Source organism: Bacteroidota bacterium (genome assembly GCA_016711505.1).
Lineage (GTDB): Bacteria > Bacteroidota > Bacteroidia > AKYH767-A > 2013-40CM-41-45 > JADKIH01.
The window spans coordinates 261576-279332 of the sequence record JADJSV010000002.1; the positions used below are offsets into that span (position 1 = coordinate 261576).

Consider the following 17757-nt stretch of genomic DNA (forward strand, 5'->3'; position numbering starts at 1 on the left):
ATTCAGGATTTTTTCTGCAGTAATATCTTCTTTCCCGGAGGAATCGAAGCTCCTTCATTCAGTTCGTTATACTTATAAATGTATTTGGATTTAATTCCATATTCCTGAGAGATAGAGAAAACAGTATCTCCGGGTTTTGTTATATAGAATTTTTTATCGCTTTCTTTTTCTTTGGCTGGATGTACACTATCTGACCTTCTGAAAGATTTGCATCATCACGAACTTCATTATATTTTGGTAACTGCCAGTAGCCGAGATTTAATTCTTTTGCAAGACTTTCATATGTATCTCCGTGGCGGGCTATAACATATTTAATTCCGTTTTTCTCTTTTACCTTGCGGGTTGCAAATGCATCAACAACTTCAACAGAAGGAACAAAAACCCGTTTCTCTTTTATATCTCTTTTAGGATAAGACTCAGCTATTACTTCATCAGTTGAAGTGCTATTAGAAGCTGTAGTAGTATTTGTATTTGAATTTGGTGAAGGAGCAGGAGTCTTGCTGTCAGCATAAAGTGGAAGTTCTTCCTGAGTATCCAGTAAATGCAATTGATAATCTTCTATGATCTTGATCAAACGGGTAGCATAAGCAGGATCAGTTGCATACCCGGCTTTCTTCAAACCTTTCGCCCAGCCTTTGTAATCTGTTTTGTCGAGTTCAAATAAGAATGCATAACGTGACCGGGTTTTGAGGAAATTACTGTGATCGTCGTATGATTCTAAAGTTGTATTGTATTTTCTGAAACATTCGTCTTTTTCATCATCATCCTGAATGTACGAAGGTCCAACCCAATTAGCGCATTTGATACCAAAGTGGTTATTAGCCTGAACAGCTAACGGACTTTTTCCATCACTTGATTCAAGACAAGCCTGAGCCATAGTAATACTAGCAGGCACGCCGGACTTGATCATTTCACGGATAGCATCTTCTTTGTGATCGGCAATGTATTGCAATCTTGCTGCTTTTGGATCTGCAGCGAAAGTTGAATTTAAGCCAATAAGTAAAAAGAAGGCAAGAATGGATGAAACTTTCATAGTCATTAAACGCAATTTTGTGATGGTTATTTGTGAGATTATTACGATGATTTAATGTAGTAAGATACACTTAGAAGTGTAATTAATTGCCTGAAATTCTTAAAAGTTATGGATAAAATGGAAAAATTCCGCCTGTATGGATCGCCGTAATACTGCTTTTGGTCTGAAAGGTTCCCTTTTTGAGTAGATCATTTATTGCAAAAAACATTTTTCCGGTATAAACAGGTTCGATCTGAATGTTGTTTTGGAAATAAAATTCTCTGCAGAAATTATCGAGTTCAGATGTTGATTTTGCATAACCTCCAAAATGATAGTCGTAATGCAAAGTGATCTTTGAAAGATCGCCACCCAAATCTGAAATATTTTTCTGCATGAATTGCGCACCTTTCAATACAGGAATTCCATGCACTTCTTGTCCGGGTTTTACACCTTTTGAGATCCCGGCAACTGTAGCACCTGTTCCACATGCGCAGAAAATATAATTGGCTTCAGGAATTTCATTTGCAATTTCTGAAGTTCCTTCTACTGCTGCAAGATTGGATCCGCCTTCGGGAAGAATAAAAACATCATCAGGATCTTTTATAATTCCTTTACTCTTCAATGTTAGTAACAGATTGGAAATATATTCCGCATTATCTTTTTGTCTGTACTCTTCTCTCGAAACAAAAATCAGTTTCATTTTATTTTCAAGCATGAATTGAATACATGGATTTGAAATTTCATCACCACGAACAATTCCGATAGAATCAATTCCAAGTTGATGAGTAGCAGCAGCAGTTGCGATCAGATGGTTTGAATATGCGCCGCCAAAAGTGAGAAGCACTTTTTTATTCTGTTCTCTGAAATCGATCAGATTGTATTTCAGCTTGCGCCATTTGTTTCCGCCGGTAAAAGGATGCACAAGGTCTTCGCGCAAAACGGAAATTTTAAAATCTCCTGATTCCGGTAGACGGATTTCCTGAAGGATTGACTTGGATTGGAGATTCAACATCCGGCAAAAATACTTATATAATCACCTGCTTATATGCGGTTCCGATTTACATTTCAAATAAAGTTCTTTGACTATTTAAAAAAAGCTGTCCGCCGCGAGCTGGATAGCCATGCGTGAGGGGAAATCGAGGGGACTCGGCGCATGGCGTAAGCTACTTTTACTATCAATAATACATTTTATTACGATATTAAATTTACTATCTATACTACATTTTACAATCGATAAGTAAACTATACAATCAACAATTACTTTTACCTGGAATAACGAAAGATCATAAGGGAAGTGCTTTTTGCGCGGCCCCCGGGGTTAAATATGAGTCATCGAAAAATCTAAATTTCTCAAGGCTATTTTGGTTATAATTGTTAGTTCATTGACATTCAACATTACCAAACTGCAATTCACACTGACACTTTTTATTGAGTAGTTGAAAGTACAGCAGTTTGAGTTTGATATCTGGAGCGCGGGAAGTAACAAAGTCAATTCCTCTATATTCCTTAAATCAACGCATAAGCATTATCGCAATCCGCAATCCGCAATCCGCAATCCGCATTTCAATAAATCCCCCAAACCCTTCAAATCAACCCTATAAATTCTTTAATTAAACAAGTTGCCCCACCCACTGTTTTTTGATAAATTTGCCCGCCAATCATCAAACAATACCGTTGATTGCACTGTTATTCCATGGCAATTCAAGACAAATTTGATCCTGAAGACTATTATCTCTCGCCCGAAGGTTATATTATCTTTACTGAAAAATATCACCTGAAACGCGGATATTGTTGTCAAAGCGGGTGCAAACATTGTCCGTGGGACTTCAATAAAACCAAATCCAAAAAAGAAAAATAAGCGAACATGCTCACAAGTATATCCTCTGAAAAATTAGATCTAAGTACATCAAAGACGCCAACCGGCACTAAGCTCTCTTGTAAAGGCTGGGTTCAGGAAGCGGCATTGAGAATGTTGTTGAACAATCTCGATCCTGATGTTGCTGAACGTCCGGAAGATCTGGTCGTGTATGGTGGAAGAGGAAAGGCAGCACGTAACGTTGAAAGTTTTCATCTGATCGTAAAAGCGTTGAAAGACTTGAATGATGATGAAACATTGTTGATCCAAAGTGGGAAACCGGTTGCAATACTTCCCTCACACAAAGATGCACCGAGAGTAATTTTAAGCAACTCTCAGTTAGTGCCGAAGTGGGCAACATGGGAAGTGTTCGATGAACTAGAAAAGAAAGGTTTGATCATGTATGGTCAGATGACAGCAGGTTCTTGGATCTACATCGGCTCGCAGGGAATTGTACAGGGAACGTATGAAACATTTAATGCTGTTGCTGATAAACATTTTGGTGGTTCATTGAAAGGGACTCTTTCTGTAACAGCAGGACTCGGTGGAATGGGTGGTGCACAGCCTTTAGCTGTGACAATGGCTGATGGAGTTTGTCTGGCCGCAGAAGTTGAAGAATGGCGTGCACAAAAAAGAGTAGACACAAAATATCTTGACTTTATCGAAAGAGATCTTGATAAAGCAATTGATCTCGCATTAGAATTTAAAGCGAAAGGTGAAAATAAATCGATCGGTGTAATTTGTACAGCAGTTAAGTTGTTGAAGAGATTGATCGAGAGAAATATTGTTCCCGAAGTATTGACTGATCAGACTTCGGCACATGATCCGTTGATCGGATATTTACCTGAAGGATTGACGAATGAAGAAGCAAATGTTTTGCGCGAGACAGATCCTGCAAAATACATTGATATGGCGTATGATTCTATGGCAGAGCATGTACGTTTAATGCTTGAATTACAATCACGCGGATCTGTAACATTTGATTACGGAAATAATTTACGAGCACGTGCACAAGAGCGTGGAGTAAAGAATGCATTTGATTTCCCCGGATTTGTTCCGGCATATATTCGTCCGCTTTTCTGTGAAGGAAAAGGTCCGTTCCGTTGGGCAGCATTGTCAGGTGACCCGCAGGATATTTACGAAACTGATAAAGTCATTCTGGAATTATTTCCTGAGAATAAATCATTACATCGCTGGATGAAAATGGCGCGTGAAAGAATTGCATTTCAGGGATTGCCTGCAAGAATTTGCTGGTTAGGAATGGGCGACAGAGAGAAGGCAGGTTTAGCGTTTAATGAATTGGTAAGAACAGGAAAAGTAAAAGCTCCGATCGTAATTGGTCGTGATCATCTTGATACCGGTTCTGTTGCATCTCCGAATCGTGAAACGGAAGCAATGCTGGATGGAAGTGATGCCATCGCTGACTGGCCTATTCTGAATGCATTGATAAATACAGCAGGTGGTGCCAGTTGGGTATCGTTGCATCATGGGGGTGGAGTAGGTATGGGGTATTCAATACACTCAGGAATGGTGATTGTTGCTGATGGAACTGCCGATGCAGAGCGCAGACTGAAAAGAGTGTTGCATAACGACCCTGCAATGGGAGTGATCCGCCATGCTGATGCCGGTTATGATATTGCAAAAGATACTGCAAGAAAATTCCGTTTAGATCTTAACACAAGGTTGAAATAACGTTTGGAGCGGTATTTGCGTATCAGGAATAAATCAATCTTCAACTTAAAATGAAATCAAGAGCCTCAAGATATCTCTTCGCAGTATTACTTTGTACAGTATTTTTTACAGCCTGTGAAAAGACAGAAGATACAGGTCCATCGACCACTGACAGAGACAAATATTTAGGAAGTTGGTCAGGAAGTTCAACCGGAAGTGGCGGCACACGTAATTTTAATATGCAGATCACTGCCAGTAACAGTGCAGCAGATCAGATCGTATTGAACAACTTCGACGGTGTTGGAACAGGAAATTTTATTTATGCAAACATCAGCGGCAACTCACTTTCAATCGTAAGTACATTAGTCGGTTCCGATCGTTATGAAGGCACCGGTTCAATTTCCGGAAATACGTTGAGTTTTACTTTTACAATTGATGATGGGCAGACGATAGAGAATCGGTCGGCTACGGCTACTAAATAATATTGTTGTCGCTTCAAGCAGGTTTTTCTTCGAGCTCTCTTTTAAGTTTTCGGCCATCTTTGAAAGTAAAGTAAGCAAGGTTTAAGAAAATCCCCATTATTATTGTAATGCCCCAGGTTCTCGGGTGTTCCATTGGATAAATCAGCCGATGTGAAATATCATTAAACAGTTCCGTTGGATTGCTAACAATATCCCAACTATTCCAGCGGAGGAACCTGCCGACGTAAACTCCGAAAGCACTTGCAAAAAGGAGCGTAGTGGAAATTACTTTGATAAAATTGTCATTGAATTTTTTTCTGAGAATACTTTCAATTTCCATCAGACTGTAAAAGCCGAAAGACAGTCCTGTCCATGCAAAGGTAAGGATGAGAATTAAATCATACCACACCGGAAAAGTGTCGCGTTGTTTCAGGTGGATAAGATCTGTTAGTATGTACGGCGAATTGGGAAAGAACAAGAGCCAGCTGAATAGGAGTAATGAAAAAGTGAAAATACTTTTTGATCTGTGCGCAGATAAATTCCAAAAATGCTCAGTACCCAGGAATTGCTGCCAGAAATAAATTCCAGTTTAAAAGAGGAACATTGTATTTCCTGTCAGATAAAACCGGAACAATGATAATCCGAAACAAAAGATCGACATCGTACCCAAAAGTATTCCTGACTTGATCTTTTCCGATTGTCCGGTAATGCGAAAGTCTGTGGTCATGTGTGGGAGTTTGGTGATGAACGGATGTTTGGGGGCAATATTTTCTTTTGAGGTGTTAATGAATACTTAAGTATAAATGCTAAAAAAATTTTAACACTAAGATCACTAAGTTTTTGGCACAAGTGCACAAGTGATGCTTTTACCATAAGTGATCTTGTGACGAATTTTAGTGATCTAAGTGTCTGGCATCTCTAGCCCAAACCTTTGAGCTTTCCTCTTTTTAAACCTACCTTCGTTAAAATCACAAATGCAAATCCTCTCCGCCTTACAAATAAAAAAAGCCGATCAAGATACAATTACAAACGAACCAATATCCTCAATTTACCTCATGGAACGCGCCGCAGAAAAATGCTGTGAGTTTTTTCCACCTGTTGGTAAATGGAATCATTTAGTTGTCATCTGTGGAACCGGTAACAATGGTGGTGATGGTTTAGCGATTGCAAGACTGCAGTTAGGAAATTTCAAATCAGTCAGAGTTTTGATTCTGATAACCGGCAAGCAACCGTCTGAGAATTTCGAAATTAATTTAAAGAAGTTGCAGAATGAGAATGTAAATATTCAGTTCATTACAGATGCAAATGATATTTTCCTCAATGATGAAGAATTAGTTGTCGATGCAATTTTAGGTGTCGGAATAACAAGACCTGTCGATGGTTTTATTTCAGATTGTATCGATGTAATAAATGAACTTGCAGTTTTTGTAATTTCTATTGACTTGCCCAGCGGATTGATTGCAGATTCGTTTTCTTCAGGCAAAGCAATAAAAGCAAACTTAACACTTACCATCGGAGCTCCGAAGCAAATATTGTTTTTTCCGGAGTCGTCAGAGTTTGTAGGTGAATGGAAGTTGGTCGACATTTATAAGAATAAAGCAAGTGTATCGTCTAATGAGGATGCGCCCCAAATTGTTGATTTGAGTTATGCGCGCAAACACTATAAAGTGCGTCCTGAGTTTTCTCATAAAGGAACATTTGGAAAAGCCTTGATCGTTGCCGGCGGACAAGGCAAGTATGGTGCAGCGGTGCTTTCAGCGAGAGCGTGTATGCGAAGCGGAATAGGATTGTTGACAGTTCAGGTTCCGAATGAAGCAACAATGCTTATTCATAGTAGTCTTCCTGAAGCATTGCTAAAGCCTGATAGACATCAAACAATGATCACAGAGATCATGGATGTTGATCTGTATGATTCCATAGGAATCGGTCCCGGAATAGGAACAGCAAATGAAACTGTTGATGGATTGATTCAATTAATCAAGGAGCAACAAAAGCCAATTGTCATTGATGCCGATGCATTGAATATTATCAGCGAGCATCCCGACCTGCTTACAAAGTTACCTTTGAACAGTATTCTAACTCCGCACCCGAAAGAATTCGAGCGTCTGTTTGGTCCGACGGAAAATAGTTTTGAACGCCTGGAGAAACAAAAAACACAATCTGCTATTCATAAAATAATTATTATTTGCAAAGGAAGATATACGACGATCACTACTCCGGAAGGAAAAGTTTTCTTCAATATGAGTGGAAATTCCGGATTAGCAAAAGGCGGCAGCGGTGATGTATTGACGGGAATTTTAACATCGTTGTTAGCTCAAGGCTATTCACCGGAGAGTGCGGCGGTATTTGGTGTATTTATTCATGGCTATTCAGCAGATTTATTAGCAGAGAAAATCGGTAAAGCCGGAATTTTACCGGAGATGTAATTGAAAATTTGCCCTATATTTTTAAGGTCTTTGAAGATTAGATTATTTTTTTTCATAATTAATTTATTTTTAAGGCTGATTATTATTTTTGCCAAAAAATTAATCTACCACATGATGAAAACTAATTTAAAAATTGCCGGCGCATTCTTGGTCGGCGCGATCACACTTGCTGTGACTTTCGGTTTTAAACCGTCGCAAAATCAGGTACAGTACACGCAAATTACAACAATTGAATCAGTAGTTCCAGGAGGACTTGGTCGTTCAAGAATGATTACGACTGATCCTAATGGTGAGTTTAAAGAAATTGACATGGAAAACTTTTTTTCAATGGTTGGAATCAATTTCGGTAACGTTCGCAAGAACGATAAAACGATCACTGATAAATTAAATCAGATGACAGCTGATGGTTGGGAACTGGCTGAAGTTAATTCAGGTGTATATAGCGCAGATAAAAGTACCGGCATCTTCGTTACAAGATATTTGTTTAAGAAGTAAATCGACACTTTTTAATTTCAAAGTGTACGAATTGTTATTTAACACGGAGAAAAAGAGGAAAAAAGGGAGAAAAAAGAGGTCTCCATTTTCTCCCTTTTTTCCTCCTTTTTCTCCGTGTTTAAAAAAATTACTTCACCAAGGCAACCCCATTTATATACACATTCGAAATCACCGCCTCCCCATTTAAAACAGATACACTTGCATAAGCCACAGAATTCGTATCGCGTGAAGCTTCGAAGTATGCAGTTTCTGCAGCGCCGGCTTTTGATTCTTCCATGTAGAATATATTGAAAGAAAAATCCAGATTGAGATAAGCAGAATCTGATTCCTCATAGTTCTGAAAGTAATCCACTTTTGTTTTCAGATAAACACCGGACTCAGGTTTTGTTCTGTAAACATTATTGATTTTTGCAAAGCCATCTTTGTCGGTTCCAAGAGTTGCATAAACTTCCTCATTGGAATACCACGGACCTTTGTCAGTTACATAAAACCTGCTGGCATCAAAGCGTAATACAATATACTTTCCTCTGAACGGATCTGAAGGATCGATCGGTGCAGTTTTGAATTTGAATTTTTCTCCTTTCGATAGAATTGATTCATGATCATAGATCATTTTAGCCGGTACAAATAATTGTAACAGTATAAGTAAAGCCAGTAAGACGTATATTCGTTTATTGCTCATGCTGCTTTCTTTTTTTAATGATCAGATAATTTGTGTAAAAAAAACCAAGTCCAAGAGCGACGAATACTAATCCCCGGATCACAAAAGATAATTGGGAGTCAAAGAACTTACATGCTACAGCAGTTGCTAAAACCAGCAAGCCGAAATTCAGAATTCCCAGATGATCTTCTGCAATTCCATTCTGAATGATTCTTATTCCTATGAATAACAACATCAGATTTGATAACAATTGAGAAAATCCTGGAGAAATGGCAGCAAGAAAAAATATTCCTATAAAAACAATGAATGAAAATTTGAAGATCGCTGTGTGCTTGGTCAGCGGGAGGTGATCGTGACGGACAAGTAGAAACAATGCTGCAAGAGTGGTAAAGACTACTGCATGAAGTTCAGATGTTCTTATCAAAACTGACAATGGTTCAAGACTTCGAAAGAGATTTGGCCAGATCCAGTCGAAGGTGAGTGGAATCAGAGTAACAACTATTCCGAGTAACCCAAAGAATGAAAATGATTGAGTGTTCTTTGATGTGCGATGAAAGACGGGTAAACTTCCAAGCAGTAAGAATGCAGAAAACAAACTCATGAATGCGATGAACATCAATTCCTCATTCTTCTCTGCACTGGAGCCAAGTCCGATCATTATCGAAATTGGGATCAATCTGCTATGAAGAACTGCATAGTTGCTCTCTGCCTTTTTCTTCAGCAACATAATGTAATGCGGAATCATCGCTATCAATAGAACCCAGAAGATCAAAGACTCAAGAGAGTAAAAGCGTGAGTAACCAACTTCCATTACATAATAATTAATTCCTGTAAGGTAGAAGAGAGATGCAACCGACGAGTTCATTATGTATATCTGCGGTAAAGCCAGAAGCATCCACGTTAAAATGAAGTCGGGCAATTCTCCGGAGATGTGGTAGATCTGACTGATCATTGCAATGCATGCACCAACACTGAAAAATAAAAATGCAGAAGTTCCTTCGATCCATACTTTCTGATCTTTCTTTTTGATCATGGCATAAGCCGCTAAGATCTGTCCTGCAATTAATGGAAGAAAAGCCAAAAGTGATTTAGTAAATCGATTAAAATTATCCCAGTTGTGAGCGACAATCAGAATGATTCCCATTCCAACCAATATTGCTCCGACGATTCCAAAAACAGCAATTAGTCGGTTGGGTTCTTTGTTTTTCTTGTTTTTATAATATTCGGTGATTTGATCTGCAGTGCTCTGAGAAATCACATTAGCATTGAGCAGTTCCTGGAGGTCTTTTAGCATGTGATAAATATAGGATTATTCTTAAAGTGAAATTAACTTTGGATTAAAGGGTTTAAGGGGTAGTTTCTTAACTCGGTTTCGATTCTTTTTATTTTTCGTCCGCAAGTTTTTTATATCATTGTCATCTAAGCTAAAAGGACCTTTTGGACGAACAAGTTTTCATACAGCAATTGCGGGAAGGTGATGATGTCGCTTTTGAAAAACTTATTCAGTTTTATTCTTCGCAAGTATTGAATACATCGGTCAATATCCTTGTTTCAAAAGAAGATGCGGAGGATGTCAGTCAGGAAGTTTTCATTGAATTATTCAGATCGATAAGGAATTTTAAAGGAGATTCTAAACTTTCCACCTGGATCTATAGAATTACGATTTCAAAATCACTGGAATTTTTAAGAAAGAAGAACAGGAAAAAGCGTTCAGGTTTTTTCAGGGAACTTTTTGGAATGGATGATCAGGAAATTAGTGTTCCGGCAGATTTCAATCACCCCGGTGTTGTTTTAGAGAATAAAGAACTTTCTGCAATTCTTTTCTGTGCATTGGAAAAACTTCCGGAACGCCAAAGAATTGCATTTTTACTCAGTAAGACAGAGAATTTATCTTATTCTGAAATTGCAGAAGTAATGGAAATTTCAGTTGCATCAGTTGAGTCCTTGCTTTTCAGGGCAAAACAAGGGTTGCAACGGATTTTAGAAAAATATTACAAAAAACATTATAAGTGAGCGCAAGTAATTATTAAAAATAACATCTAATGAATATGATCAGAAAAGAAAGCCGGATAAAGGAGACAATGGATTCAATTTATTCGATTGAAAAACTTCCGGTTTCAGAAGAATTAATCCAACGGATTAAATCGGTTCGTGGAAAGGTTATAGATTTTACGATCAAACCTTCAGTACGGCTGGCAATTGCAGCTTCAGTTGCTGTGTTGTTTTTTATCAATTATTATGCATTGAATAAAACATCAAAAGGGAGAAGCAGTGAAAAATCAATTTTTGCAACAGAATATTTCTCCTACATGAATTCACTATAAGACATGATGACGGATACAAAATTTCTTAGAATAATTATAGTCTGTCTCATTGTGTTAAATATTGGGACATTGTCTTATTTACTTTTAAATAGACCCGGAAACTCGCGTGGTCCGGGTGGAAGAGAAAGAATCATTGAGTTCCTTTCTGAGGAATTAAACTTTAGTAGTGAACAAAGGGCTCAAGTAATGAAGTTGCATGAAGAAAACCGGGAGCAGATAGAAGAGATCCAGGCTGAAGACCGTAAGTTGCATGATAATTATTTTAATTACCTGAATCAAAACAATCCTGATTCAGCAGTTGTGGATTCAATGGCAACATTGATGTCACATAAAAGAAAGCAAATTGAAATACAGACGTTCTATCATTTTTCTATGGTAAGAACCATCTGTACCGAAGAACAAAAAGCTAAATTCGACCGGATCATCAACGATGCATTAAGAATGATGGCTCCCCGTCCACCGCGCTAGAATATATCAAACACATATCCACCTAAATTAAACCACTGAATGAGAAAAAATTTTATCGCAATTGTTTTGGCATTATTTTCATTTGCAGCACTTGCTCAGGCACCTGAACTGGCTACCTGGAAACAGAATACAACTGCTACAGGATACAATGGAATTGTTTCCAATGTTCAAATAGTACAATATTCCACTAACAATGTATACATTTCATGTACGTGTATTCCGGGCTATAGTATCGGTCCCTGGACAGGCAATCCAAATGTTGCAAGTAATCAGAATTTTGTTTTCAAGATCACAAGAAATCCACAACAGAATACCGGAACAGCGACAGCTGTTGGACTTGGTCACATTGGTGTCTGGTCGAATGGTGTGAGTGTATTTAATGTTTCTGATGCAATGTCGTATATGAACCAGGGCGTCTGGAATAGAAATGCTTACTATTGGGAAGGCTCGGGATTTGACAATTGCCTCGGTCACCCGCAACAACAAGGCGAGTATCATCATCATGTTAGTCCGACATGTTTGTATGACGATACTGATAGCCTGAATCATTCACCAATCATCGGGTTTGCATTCGATGGTTTTCCGATCTATGGTGCATATGCATTCACCAATGTAAATGGTACGGGAGCTATTAAGAGAATGCAAAGCAGTTATGTAATGAATTCTGCAACCACGAGAACGAATGGTCCTGCAGTAGCTGGAATGTATCCGAACGGATGTTTCATTGAAGATTACACATACGCTGCAGGATCCGGAGATCTTGATGAGCGTAACGGACGTTTTTGTATCACACCTGATTATCCTGCGGGGACTTATGCATACTTCGTAACGATTGACTCCAATCTGGATCCACAGTTTCCTTATACTTTTTTTGGAACTTACTATGGAATAGTTCAGTCAGGAAATACAGGAATGGGAAGCGGGCATGTTACCATATCAGAGCCTACAACAATTTACACTGAAACTACAGATGTAAAAGAAGTGTCAGATGATATAAAATTCACATTATCAGAAAATCCGGTTAAGGACTTTGCATATATTTATTTTGATCCGAAAAGCGTGAATAATGTTACAGCTGAAATTTATGATATTAGAGGGCAAATTTTGTTTTCTCAATCGAATATGCAACCAAGCATTAGCTATACTTTTGACTTTACGAGCTATTCAACAGGAACTTATTTTCTGTATCTTACAACCGCAAATAAAAGGGTTGTTCAAAAGATCATAAAAGTTAACTGATGAAAATATTGTTTTTCATTCTTCTGAATTTCATTGGAATTGTTTCTAATGGCAATCCGGAAAATGGGAATGAGTTGCAGATCAATTTCCGGCATTTTGTCGGTTCTGATTCCTTGATTTTTAAAACAAAAGAGTATGTAAATGAATTAGGACAGAAGTATACTGTTACTAAATTCAAATACTATATCAGCAACATTCAATTGATCAATGATTCAGGAAAAGTGTTTTCTTCAGAGGAATATTTTTTAATTAATGAAGATGAACCACAGTCGAAAGGATTTTCTGTAAAAGATGTCCCTCCCGGAAATTACAAAACCCTTTCATTTATTATTGGTGTCGATAGTCTGCGGAATTGTAGTGGTCTGCAGGAAGGTGCACTTGATCCGGTCAAAGGAATGTTCTGGGCATGGAATACCGGATACATTTTTTTGAAATTGGAAGGAACATCAGAATCCTCAACTGCTCAGGGTGGAATTTTTGAATATCACATCGGTGGGTTTAAAGAACCTGTTAATGCTATCAGAAAAATTTCTTTAGAAATGGATAGTTTAATTTTTGCGGATGAAGTTCCTGATTCCAAAAAGATTTTTATCAAAGCTGATATTTCTCAGATACTTAAACAACCTGTGTCAATAGACTTTTCCACGATGCCTGTTGTAAGCGATATGACCAATGCAGAATTGGTTGCCAATAATTATTCTGATATGTTCAGTCTGATAAAAGAGAAGTGAAGATGAAATTATCGAATCTGAAGCTTGCATTTCTCGCAGTATTTTCACTTATTATTCTGAGTGCATTTGTTATTGAAAATCCATATTATTCCATTTCTCAGAAAGATGTTGAAATAGTTATTCCGCAAGGTTTTCCTAAACCGGTTTATGATTTCAGGAAAAATAAAATGTCTGCAGAGGCATTTACACTGGGAAGAAAATTGTTTTATGATCCACTTCTGTCAAAAGATAATTTTACTTCGTGTGGTACATGTCATCTCCGTTTTGCTGCCTTTGCACATGTCGATCATGCATTGAGTCATGGTATTGCAAACAGGATCGGTAAGCGAAATGTTCCGGCCTTGCAGAATCTCATCTGGAAAAATGAATTCATGGCTGATGGCGGAATCAATCATCTCGACCTGCAGCCCATTGCTCCATTAACAAGTGAAGATGAAATGGGAGAGACTCTGGAGAATGTAATTCTGAAACTGCAGAATGATTCAGTTTATCCAAGGTTATTCCAAACTGCATTTGGTGATTCAATTGTTTCAACAAAAAATATGATGAAGGCCTTGTCGCAATTTGTTTGTCTGATGATTTCGTCAGATTCAAAGTACGACAAATTCATTGCCGGGAAAGTTGAGTTTACATTGAATGAAAAGAACGGATTGAATTTGTTCAGGGCAAAATGCAGCAGTTGTCATAAGGAACCTTTGTTCACTGATAATACCTATCGGAATAACGGACTGGCTCCTGATCCGAAACTGAATGATATTGGAAGAAAACTGATCACAGGAAAAGAATCTGATCTCTATAAGTTCCGAGTTCCGACATTAAGAAATATTGAAATGACCTATCCATATATGCATGATGGAAGATTCAATACTCTAGAAGAGGTGTTGAAATATTATTCTGAAGGTAAATTTCATTCGACCGGATTTGATAAGGAATTGACCAAAACGACCGGCCTCACTGAATCGGAAAAAATTGACCTGATCATTTTTTTGAGGACGTTGACGGATAAGACGTTTTTGTATGATAGGCGGTTTGCGAATCCGTTGTAAGGTGAAAAAAACACAGAGAACACTAAGTTCACAATGAGAACACGGAAATCAGTGTGTAATTGAATCTAAGGTAAGACTAAAAAAAGACAGTAAATATTTTCGATATTGGAATTTAATTAGCGATATATTCCGTGTTCTTATTGTGAACTTAGTGCACTTAATGTTTTATTTTCACTAGCAAACTTGTAGAGAAAAAAATGAAATTAGTAACCTGGAACTGCCAAGGCGCATTCAGAAAAAAGGCCGCAGCTATCTTGCTACACAAGCCTGATATTTTGGTAGTGCAGGAGTGCGAGCATCCGGATAAATTAATTTTTGGTTCGGAAACTCCTAAGCCGAATGATGTGCTTTGGTTTGGTGATAACAAGCATAAAGGTCTTGGTGTATTTTCTTATGGTGATCACAGATTTCAAATTATTGATAAACACAATCAGGATTTAAAAATAGTGTTGCCGGTTCTTGTTACAGGAGGGAAAGTCAACTTTACACTTTTTGCTATCTGGGCAAATAACCGTGACGATCCGGATGGCCAGTATGTTGAGCAGATCTGGAAAGCGATCCATCACTATGATGAATACTTATCCGGGCTTTCAATTCTGACAGGAGATTTTAATAGTAATACGATCTGGGATAAGCCGAGAAGAATTGGTAATCATACTGCAGTAGTAAAAAAGTTGTTTGAAAAAAACATTCACAGCATTTATCATAAGCATTTCAATCAGGAGCAAGGAAAAGAAAAGCATCCGACTTTTTATTTGTACAGAAATAAAACAAAACCCTATCACATGGATTATTGCTTTTCTTCAGGAGTGCTTTTAGAAAAAGTAAAAAGTATAAAAGTAGGTACCTTTAAAAAGTGGATTGCGTTGAGTGATCATACGCCTTTGATGGTGGAGTTTGAATTGTGAAATCGAGACAAGAGTCTTATTACAAAGTTCCCCGGGATGACACCTTTGTAATATCGATAAGAAAATAAAAGAGCGACCAAGGGGCACGTTTAATTCCGTGCTCTTTGTGTTCCTAGTGATCTTTTAAGTGATGTTTTTAATATCCTTTTACCCTTACCTTAATTTTGACTTATTCTATTGCAACTCAGCAATCACCGTCACCCCGCCCAAAACCTTCTGTTCCATACCGACTTTGATCTTTGTTCCAAGCGGTAAAAAAATATCCACACGCGAACCGAATTTTATAAAACCAAGTTCTTCGCCTTGTTTTACCATCCATCCGGCTTTTGGATAACAAACAATTCTTCTTGCAAGAGCACCTGCAATTTGTCGCAGAAGAATTGGAGTTTTTGCACCATTCTCAATTACTACAGTTGTGCGTTCATTTTCGGTTGATGATTTCGGATTCCATGCAACAAGAAATAATCCCGGATGATATTTTGAAAATGTGATTTGTCCACTGATGGGATATCGATTAACGTGCACATTGATTGGCGACATAAAGATCGAAACCTGAATGCGGCGATCTTTCAGTACTTCCGTCTCCGTTGTTTCTTCGATCACAACTACCTTTCCGTCTGCCGGTGCTACGATATATTTTTCATTCTTAGTAAGAGTTCTGCTGGGATGACGAAAGAACTGCAGAACGATAAGAAAGAGAATTACAGAAATAGAAAGGATAGCTATTTTGATCCAGTTATATTCAGGGCCGATGAAAATATCGGAGGCAATATTTATCGCTGTTAAAACAATCAGTGAAATTGCCAGTGATGCATAACCTTCTTTGTGAATTGTCATTTTGTTAATTTTCTAAGTGGGAATGGGTGCAAAATAAAAAAAAGGAGATAACAATCTCCTTTTTTAATAAATATGTGAAGTCTTCTTAGTAGCTCCCTCTTGATTTCAGCGATTTTGAGACTTTTTCAATTGCAAAGATGTATGCAGCAATTCTTAAAGACACTTTATGCTTATCAGCAACTGCCCAGATGTTTTTAAATGCATTGATCATGTATCTGTCAGCACGTTTGTTGATCTCATCTTCCGGATAATAGTAGCCGAAACGATTTTGAGTCCATTCGAAGTAAGAGACAGTAACACCACCACCATTTGCAAGGATATCAGGAACTACGATTATACCTTTTTTAGTCAGGATCTCATCGGCACCTGCAGTGATAGGACCATTAGCACCTTCTACGATCAATTGAGCTTTGATCTGATCAGCGTTTGCACCGGTGATCTGGTTTTCAAGAGCACAAGGAGCAAGTACATCTACATCAAGAGTCAATAATTCTTCGTTAGTGATTTCTTTGCCATCTGCAAATCCTCTTAACACGCCGTTATTTCCATTTCTGAAAGCAATAGCTTTTTCAATGTTAATTCCTTTTGCATTATAAAATGCACCGGTATGATCAGAGATCGCAACTATGCGAACACCATGTTCATCCATGTGCTTTGCAGTGATCGAACCAACATTACCAAATCCCTGAACAGCACCAATTGCTTTCTTAGGATCCATTTTAATTTTTTTCATCGCTTCCATTGCAGCGACAGTAACACCACGTCCGGTTGCTTCAACACGACCTTCAGATCCACCTAAGTGAAGTGGTTTGCCTGTTACAACACCGGGAGTAAATGCACCTTTTAGTTTTGAATATTCGTCAACGATCCATGCCATTTCGCGTGGACCTGTTGCAACATCCGGTGCAGGAATATCTTTATCGACACCGAATACATCCACCATTGCGGCAGTGTATGCGCGTGTAAGTCTTTCTAATTCGCCTTCTGATAACTTCGAAGGATTCACTGTGATACCACCTTTAGCACCACCATAAGGAATATCAGCAATAGCACACTTCCATGTCATCCATGCAGCGAGTGCTTTTACTTCATCCAGATTTACTTCCATTGAATACCGGATTCCGCCTTTAGAAGGGCCGCGGCTTGTATTATGAACGATTCTGTATCCTTCGAATACTTCAATCTTTCCATTGTCCATTTTGATCGGAAGACTCGCCAGATATTGTCTGTGCGGAGTTTTCAGAATGTTGTAAGTGTCTTCATCCAGATTCATGATCTTCGCTGCAACCTCGAAGCGTCGGATCATCGATTCATAAGGATTCGTTGTGTCTGTTGACATTTGTTCTTTTTCTACCTGAGTAATCATTGTGAGTAATTAGGGGTGCGAAGGTAGAATATTTTTAATAATGATGCGGGTTTTCAGGGGTTTATGTTTGCAAAGGTTTGCACCTCAGTAAGTTATACTTCATGCAAATTAGGGCTAAATCACCTGAAAAAGGGGTTTTTTAGAACTTCCTCTAGATTCACAGAATCGCAGGAAATCCAGGAAGTAATTTACGAGAATCCCGGGTAATGGAAAATTAAATGCTGTGTGTATTTTCCCGCAGATTGCCGCAGAAAAGG

Annotated in this window: 21 protein-coding genes; 12 read left to right on the top strand and 9 right to left on the bottom strand. The window is 38.2% G+C overall.

Annotated features, from left to right (window positions below):
• Window positions 1-2: 2 nt before the first annotated feature.
• From IPL24_04760 to IPL24_04770, 3 genes are all read right to left on the bottom strand, one after another.
• Entirely contained in the window at window positions 3-143 is a 141-nt protein-coding gene (locus IPL24_04760; GenBank protein ID MBK8362998.1) for a LysM peptidoglycan-binding domain-containing protein, read from the bottom strand.
• Window positions 140-1039, bottom strand: coding sequence for a glucosaminidase domain-containing protein (locus IPL24_04765; protein ID MBK8362999.1), 900 nt, complete (start codon window positions 1037-1039; stop codon window positions 140-142). Before IPL24_04765 ends, IPL24_04760 begins: the two co-directional genes overlap by 4 nt.
• 100 nt (window positions 1040-1139) lie before the next feature.
• Window positions 1140-2024 (bottom strand): pyridoxal-phosphate dependent enzyme, encoded by an 885-nt coding sequence (locus IPL24_04770; protein MBK8363000.1) that lies wholly within the window; start codon window positions 2022-2024, stop codon window positions 1140-1142.
• Window positions 2025-2705: 681 nt separating this feature from the next.
• Here IPL24_04770 and IPL24_04775 point away from each other — a divergent pair.
• The 3 genes from IPL24_04775 to IPL24_04785 are packed head-to-tail and all read left to right on the top strand — an operon-like array spanning window position 2706 to window position 5020.
• Window positions 2706-2870 carry a hypothetical protein gene (locus tag IPL24_04775; GenBank protein MBK8363001.1) on the top strand — a complete coding sequence of 55 codons (165 nt, stop codon included), beginning with the start codon at window positions 2706-2708 and terminating at the stop codon, window positions 2868-2870.
• Window positions 2871-2876: 6 nt separating this feature from the next.
• Complete coding sequence (hutU, locus tag IPL24_04780; GenBank protein MBK8363002.1) at window positions 2877-4559, top strand: urocanate hydratase; 1683 nt, start codon at window positions 2877-2879, stop codon at window positions 4557-4559.
• Window positions 4560-4609: 50 nt separating this feature from the next.
• Window positions 4610-5020 (top strand): hypothetical protein, encoded by a 411-nt coding sequence (locus tag IPL24_04785; protein MBK8363003.1) that lies wholly within the window; start codon window positions 4610-4612, stop codon window positions 5018-5020.
• Window positions 5021-5033: 13 nt separating this feature from the next.
• On the opposite strand, the gene IPL24_04790 is transcribed toward IPL24_04785, so the two are convergent.
• On the bottom strand, window positions 5034-5582 hold the full coding sequence (locus IPL24_04790; protein MBK8363004.1) for a DUF1361 domain-containing protein: 549 nt from the start codon (window positions 5580-5582) through the stop codon (window positions 5034-5036).
• A 6-nt stretch (window positions 5583-5588) separates the two neighbouring features.
• The gene (locus tag IPL24_04795; protein ID MBK8363005.1) at window positions 5589-5726 is read right to left on the bottom strand and encodes a hypothetical protein; all 138 of its coding nucleotides are present in this window, start codon (window positions 5724-5726) and stop codon (window positions 5589-5591) included.
• A 247-nt stretch (window positions 5727-5973) separates the two neighbouring features.
• Between IPL24_04795 and IPL24_04800 the strand changes: the two genes are divergently transcribed.
• Window positions 5974-7425, top strand: a complete 1452-nt coding sequence (locus IPL24_04800) for an NAD(P)H-hydrate dehydratase (protein MBK8363006.1) — start codon at window positions 5974-5976, stop codon at window positions 7423-7425.
• Window positions 7426-7572: 147 nt separating this feature from the next.
• Window positions 7573-7920 carry a hypothetical protein gene (locus IPL24_04805; GenBank protein ID MBK8363007.1) on the top strand — a complete coding sequence of 116 codons (348 nt, stop codon included), beginning with the start codon at window positions 7573-7575 and terminating at the stop codon, window positions 7918-7920.
• A 127-nt stretch (window positions 7921-8047) separates the two neighbouring features.
• On the opposite strand, the gene IPL24_04810 is transcribed toward IPL24_04805, so the two are convergent.
• Together IPL24_04810 and IPL24_04815 are read right to left on the bottom strand one after the other, a co-directional pair.
• Window positions 8048-8602: a GDYXXLXY domain-containing protein gene (locus IPL24_04810; protein MBK8363008.1), complete on the bottom strand. Its 555-nt coding sequence runs from the start codon at window positions 8600-8602 to the stop codon at window positions 8048-8050.
• Complete coding sequence (locus tag IPL24_04815) at window positions 8592-9875, bottom strand: DUF2157 domain-containing protein (protein MBK8363009.1); 1284 nt, start codon at window positions 9873-9875, stop codon at window positions 8592-8594. Before IPL24_04815 ends, IPL24_04810 begins: the two co-directional genes overlap by 11 nt.
• Window positions 9876-10018: 143 nt before the next feature.
• On the opposite strand from IPL24_04815, the gene IPL24_04820 reads away from it, so the two are divergent.
• The 7 genes from IPL24_04820 (at window position 10019) to IPL24_04850 (ending at window position 15297) form a co-directional block, all read left to right on the top strand.
• Entirely contained in the window at window positions 10019-10594 is a 576-nt protein-coding gene (locus IPL24_04820) for an RNA polymerase sigma factor (protein ID MBK8363010.1), read from the top strand.
• A gap of 29 nt (window positions 10595-10623) precedes the next feature.
• Complete coding sequence (locus IPL24_04825) at window positions 10624-10905, top strand: hypothetical protein (protein MBK8363011.1); 282 nt, start codon at window positions 10624-10626, stop codon at window positions 10903-10905.
• A gap of 69 nt (window positions 10906-10974) precedes the next feature.
• Window positions 10975-11373, top strand: a complete 399-nt coding sequence (locus tag IPL24_04830; GenBank protein MBK8363012.1) for a periplasmic heavy metal sensor — start codon at window positions 10975-10977, stop codon at window positions 11371-11373.
• Between the two features lie 39 nt (window positions 11374-11412).
• The gene (locus IPL24_04835) at window positions 11413-12612 is read left to right on the top strand and encodes a YHYH protein (GenBank protein ID MBK8363013.1); all 1200 of its coding nucleotides are present in this window, start codon (window positions 11413-11415) and stop codon (window positions 12610-12612) included.
• Entirely contained in the window at window positions 12612-13343 is a 732-nt protein-coding gene (locus tag IPL24_04840; GenBank protein ID MBK8363014.1) for a hypothetical protein, read from the top strand. The genes IPL24_04835 and IPL24_04840 overlap by 1 nt, the downstream gene beginning before the upstream one ends.
• 2 nt (window positions 13344-13345) lie before the next feature.
• Window positions 13346-14389: a c-type cytochrome gene (locus IPL24_04845; protein ID MBK8363015.1), complete on the top strand. Its 1044-nt coding sequence runs from the start codon at window positions 13346-13348 to the stop codon at window positions 14387-14389.
• Between the two features lie 197 nt (window positions 14390-14586).
• Window positions 14587-15297 carry an endonuclease/exonuclease/phosphatase family protein gene (locus IPL24_04850; GenBank protein ID MBK8363016.1) on the top strand — a complete coding sequence of 237 codons (711 nt, stop codon included), beginning with the start codon at window positions 14587-14589 and terminating at the stop codon, window positions 15295-15297.
• Between the two features lie 174 nt (window positions 15298-15471).
• Here the strand turns inward: IPL24_04850 and IPL24_04855 are convergent, their stop codons facing one another.
• Window positions 15472-16134 carry a phosphatidylserine decarboxylase family protein gene (locus IPL24_04855; protein ID MBK8363017.1) on the bottom strand — a complete coding sequence of 221 codons (663 nt, stop codon included), beginning with the start codon at window positions 16132-16134 and terminating at the stop codon, window positions 15472-15474.
• An 85-nt stretch (window positions 16135-16219) separates the two neighbouring features.
• Window positions 16220-17500 carry a Glu/Leu/Phe/Val dehydrogenase gene (locus IPL24_04860; protein MBK8363018.1) on the bottom strand — a complete coding sequence of 427 codons (1281 nt, stop codon included), beginning with the start codon at window positions 17498-17500 and terminating at the stop codon, window positions 16220-16222.
• Window positions 17501-17757: the final 257 nt, after the last annotated feature.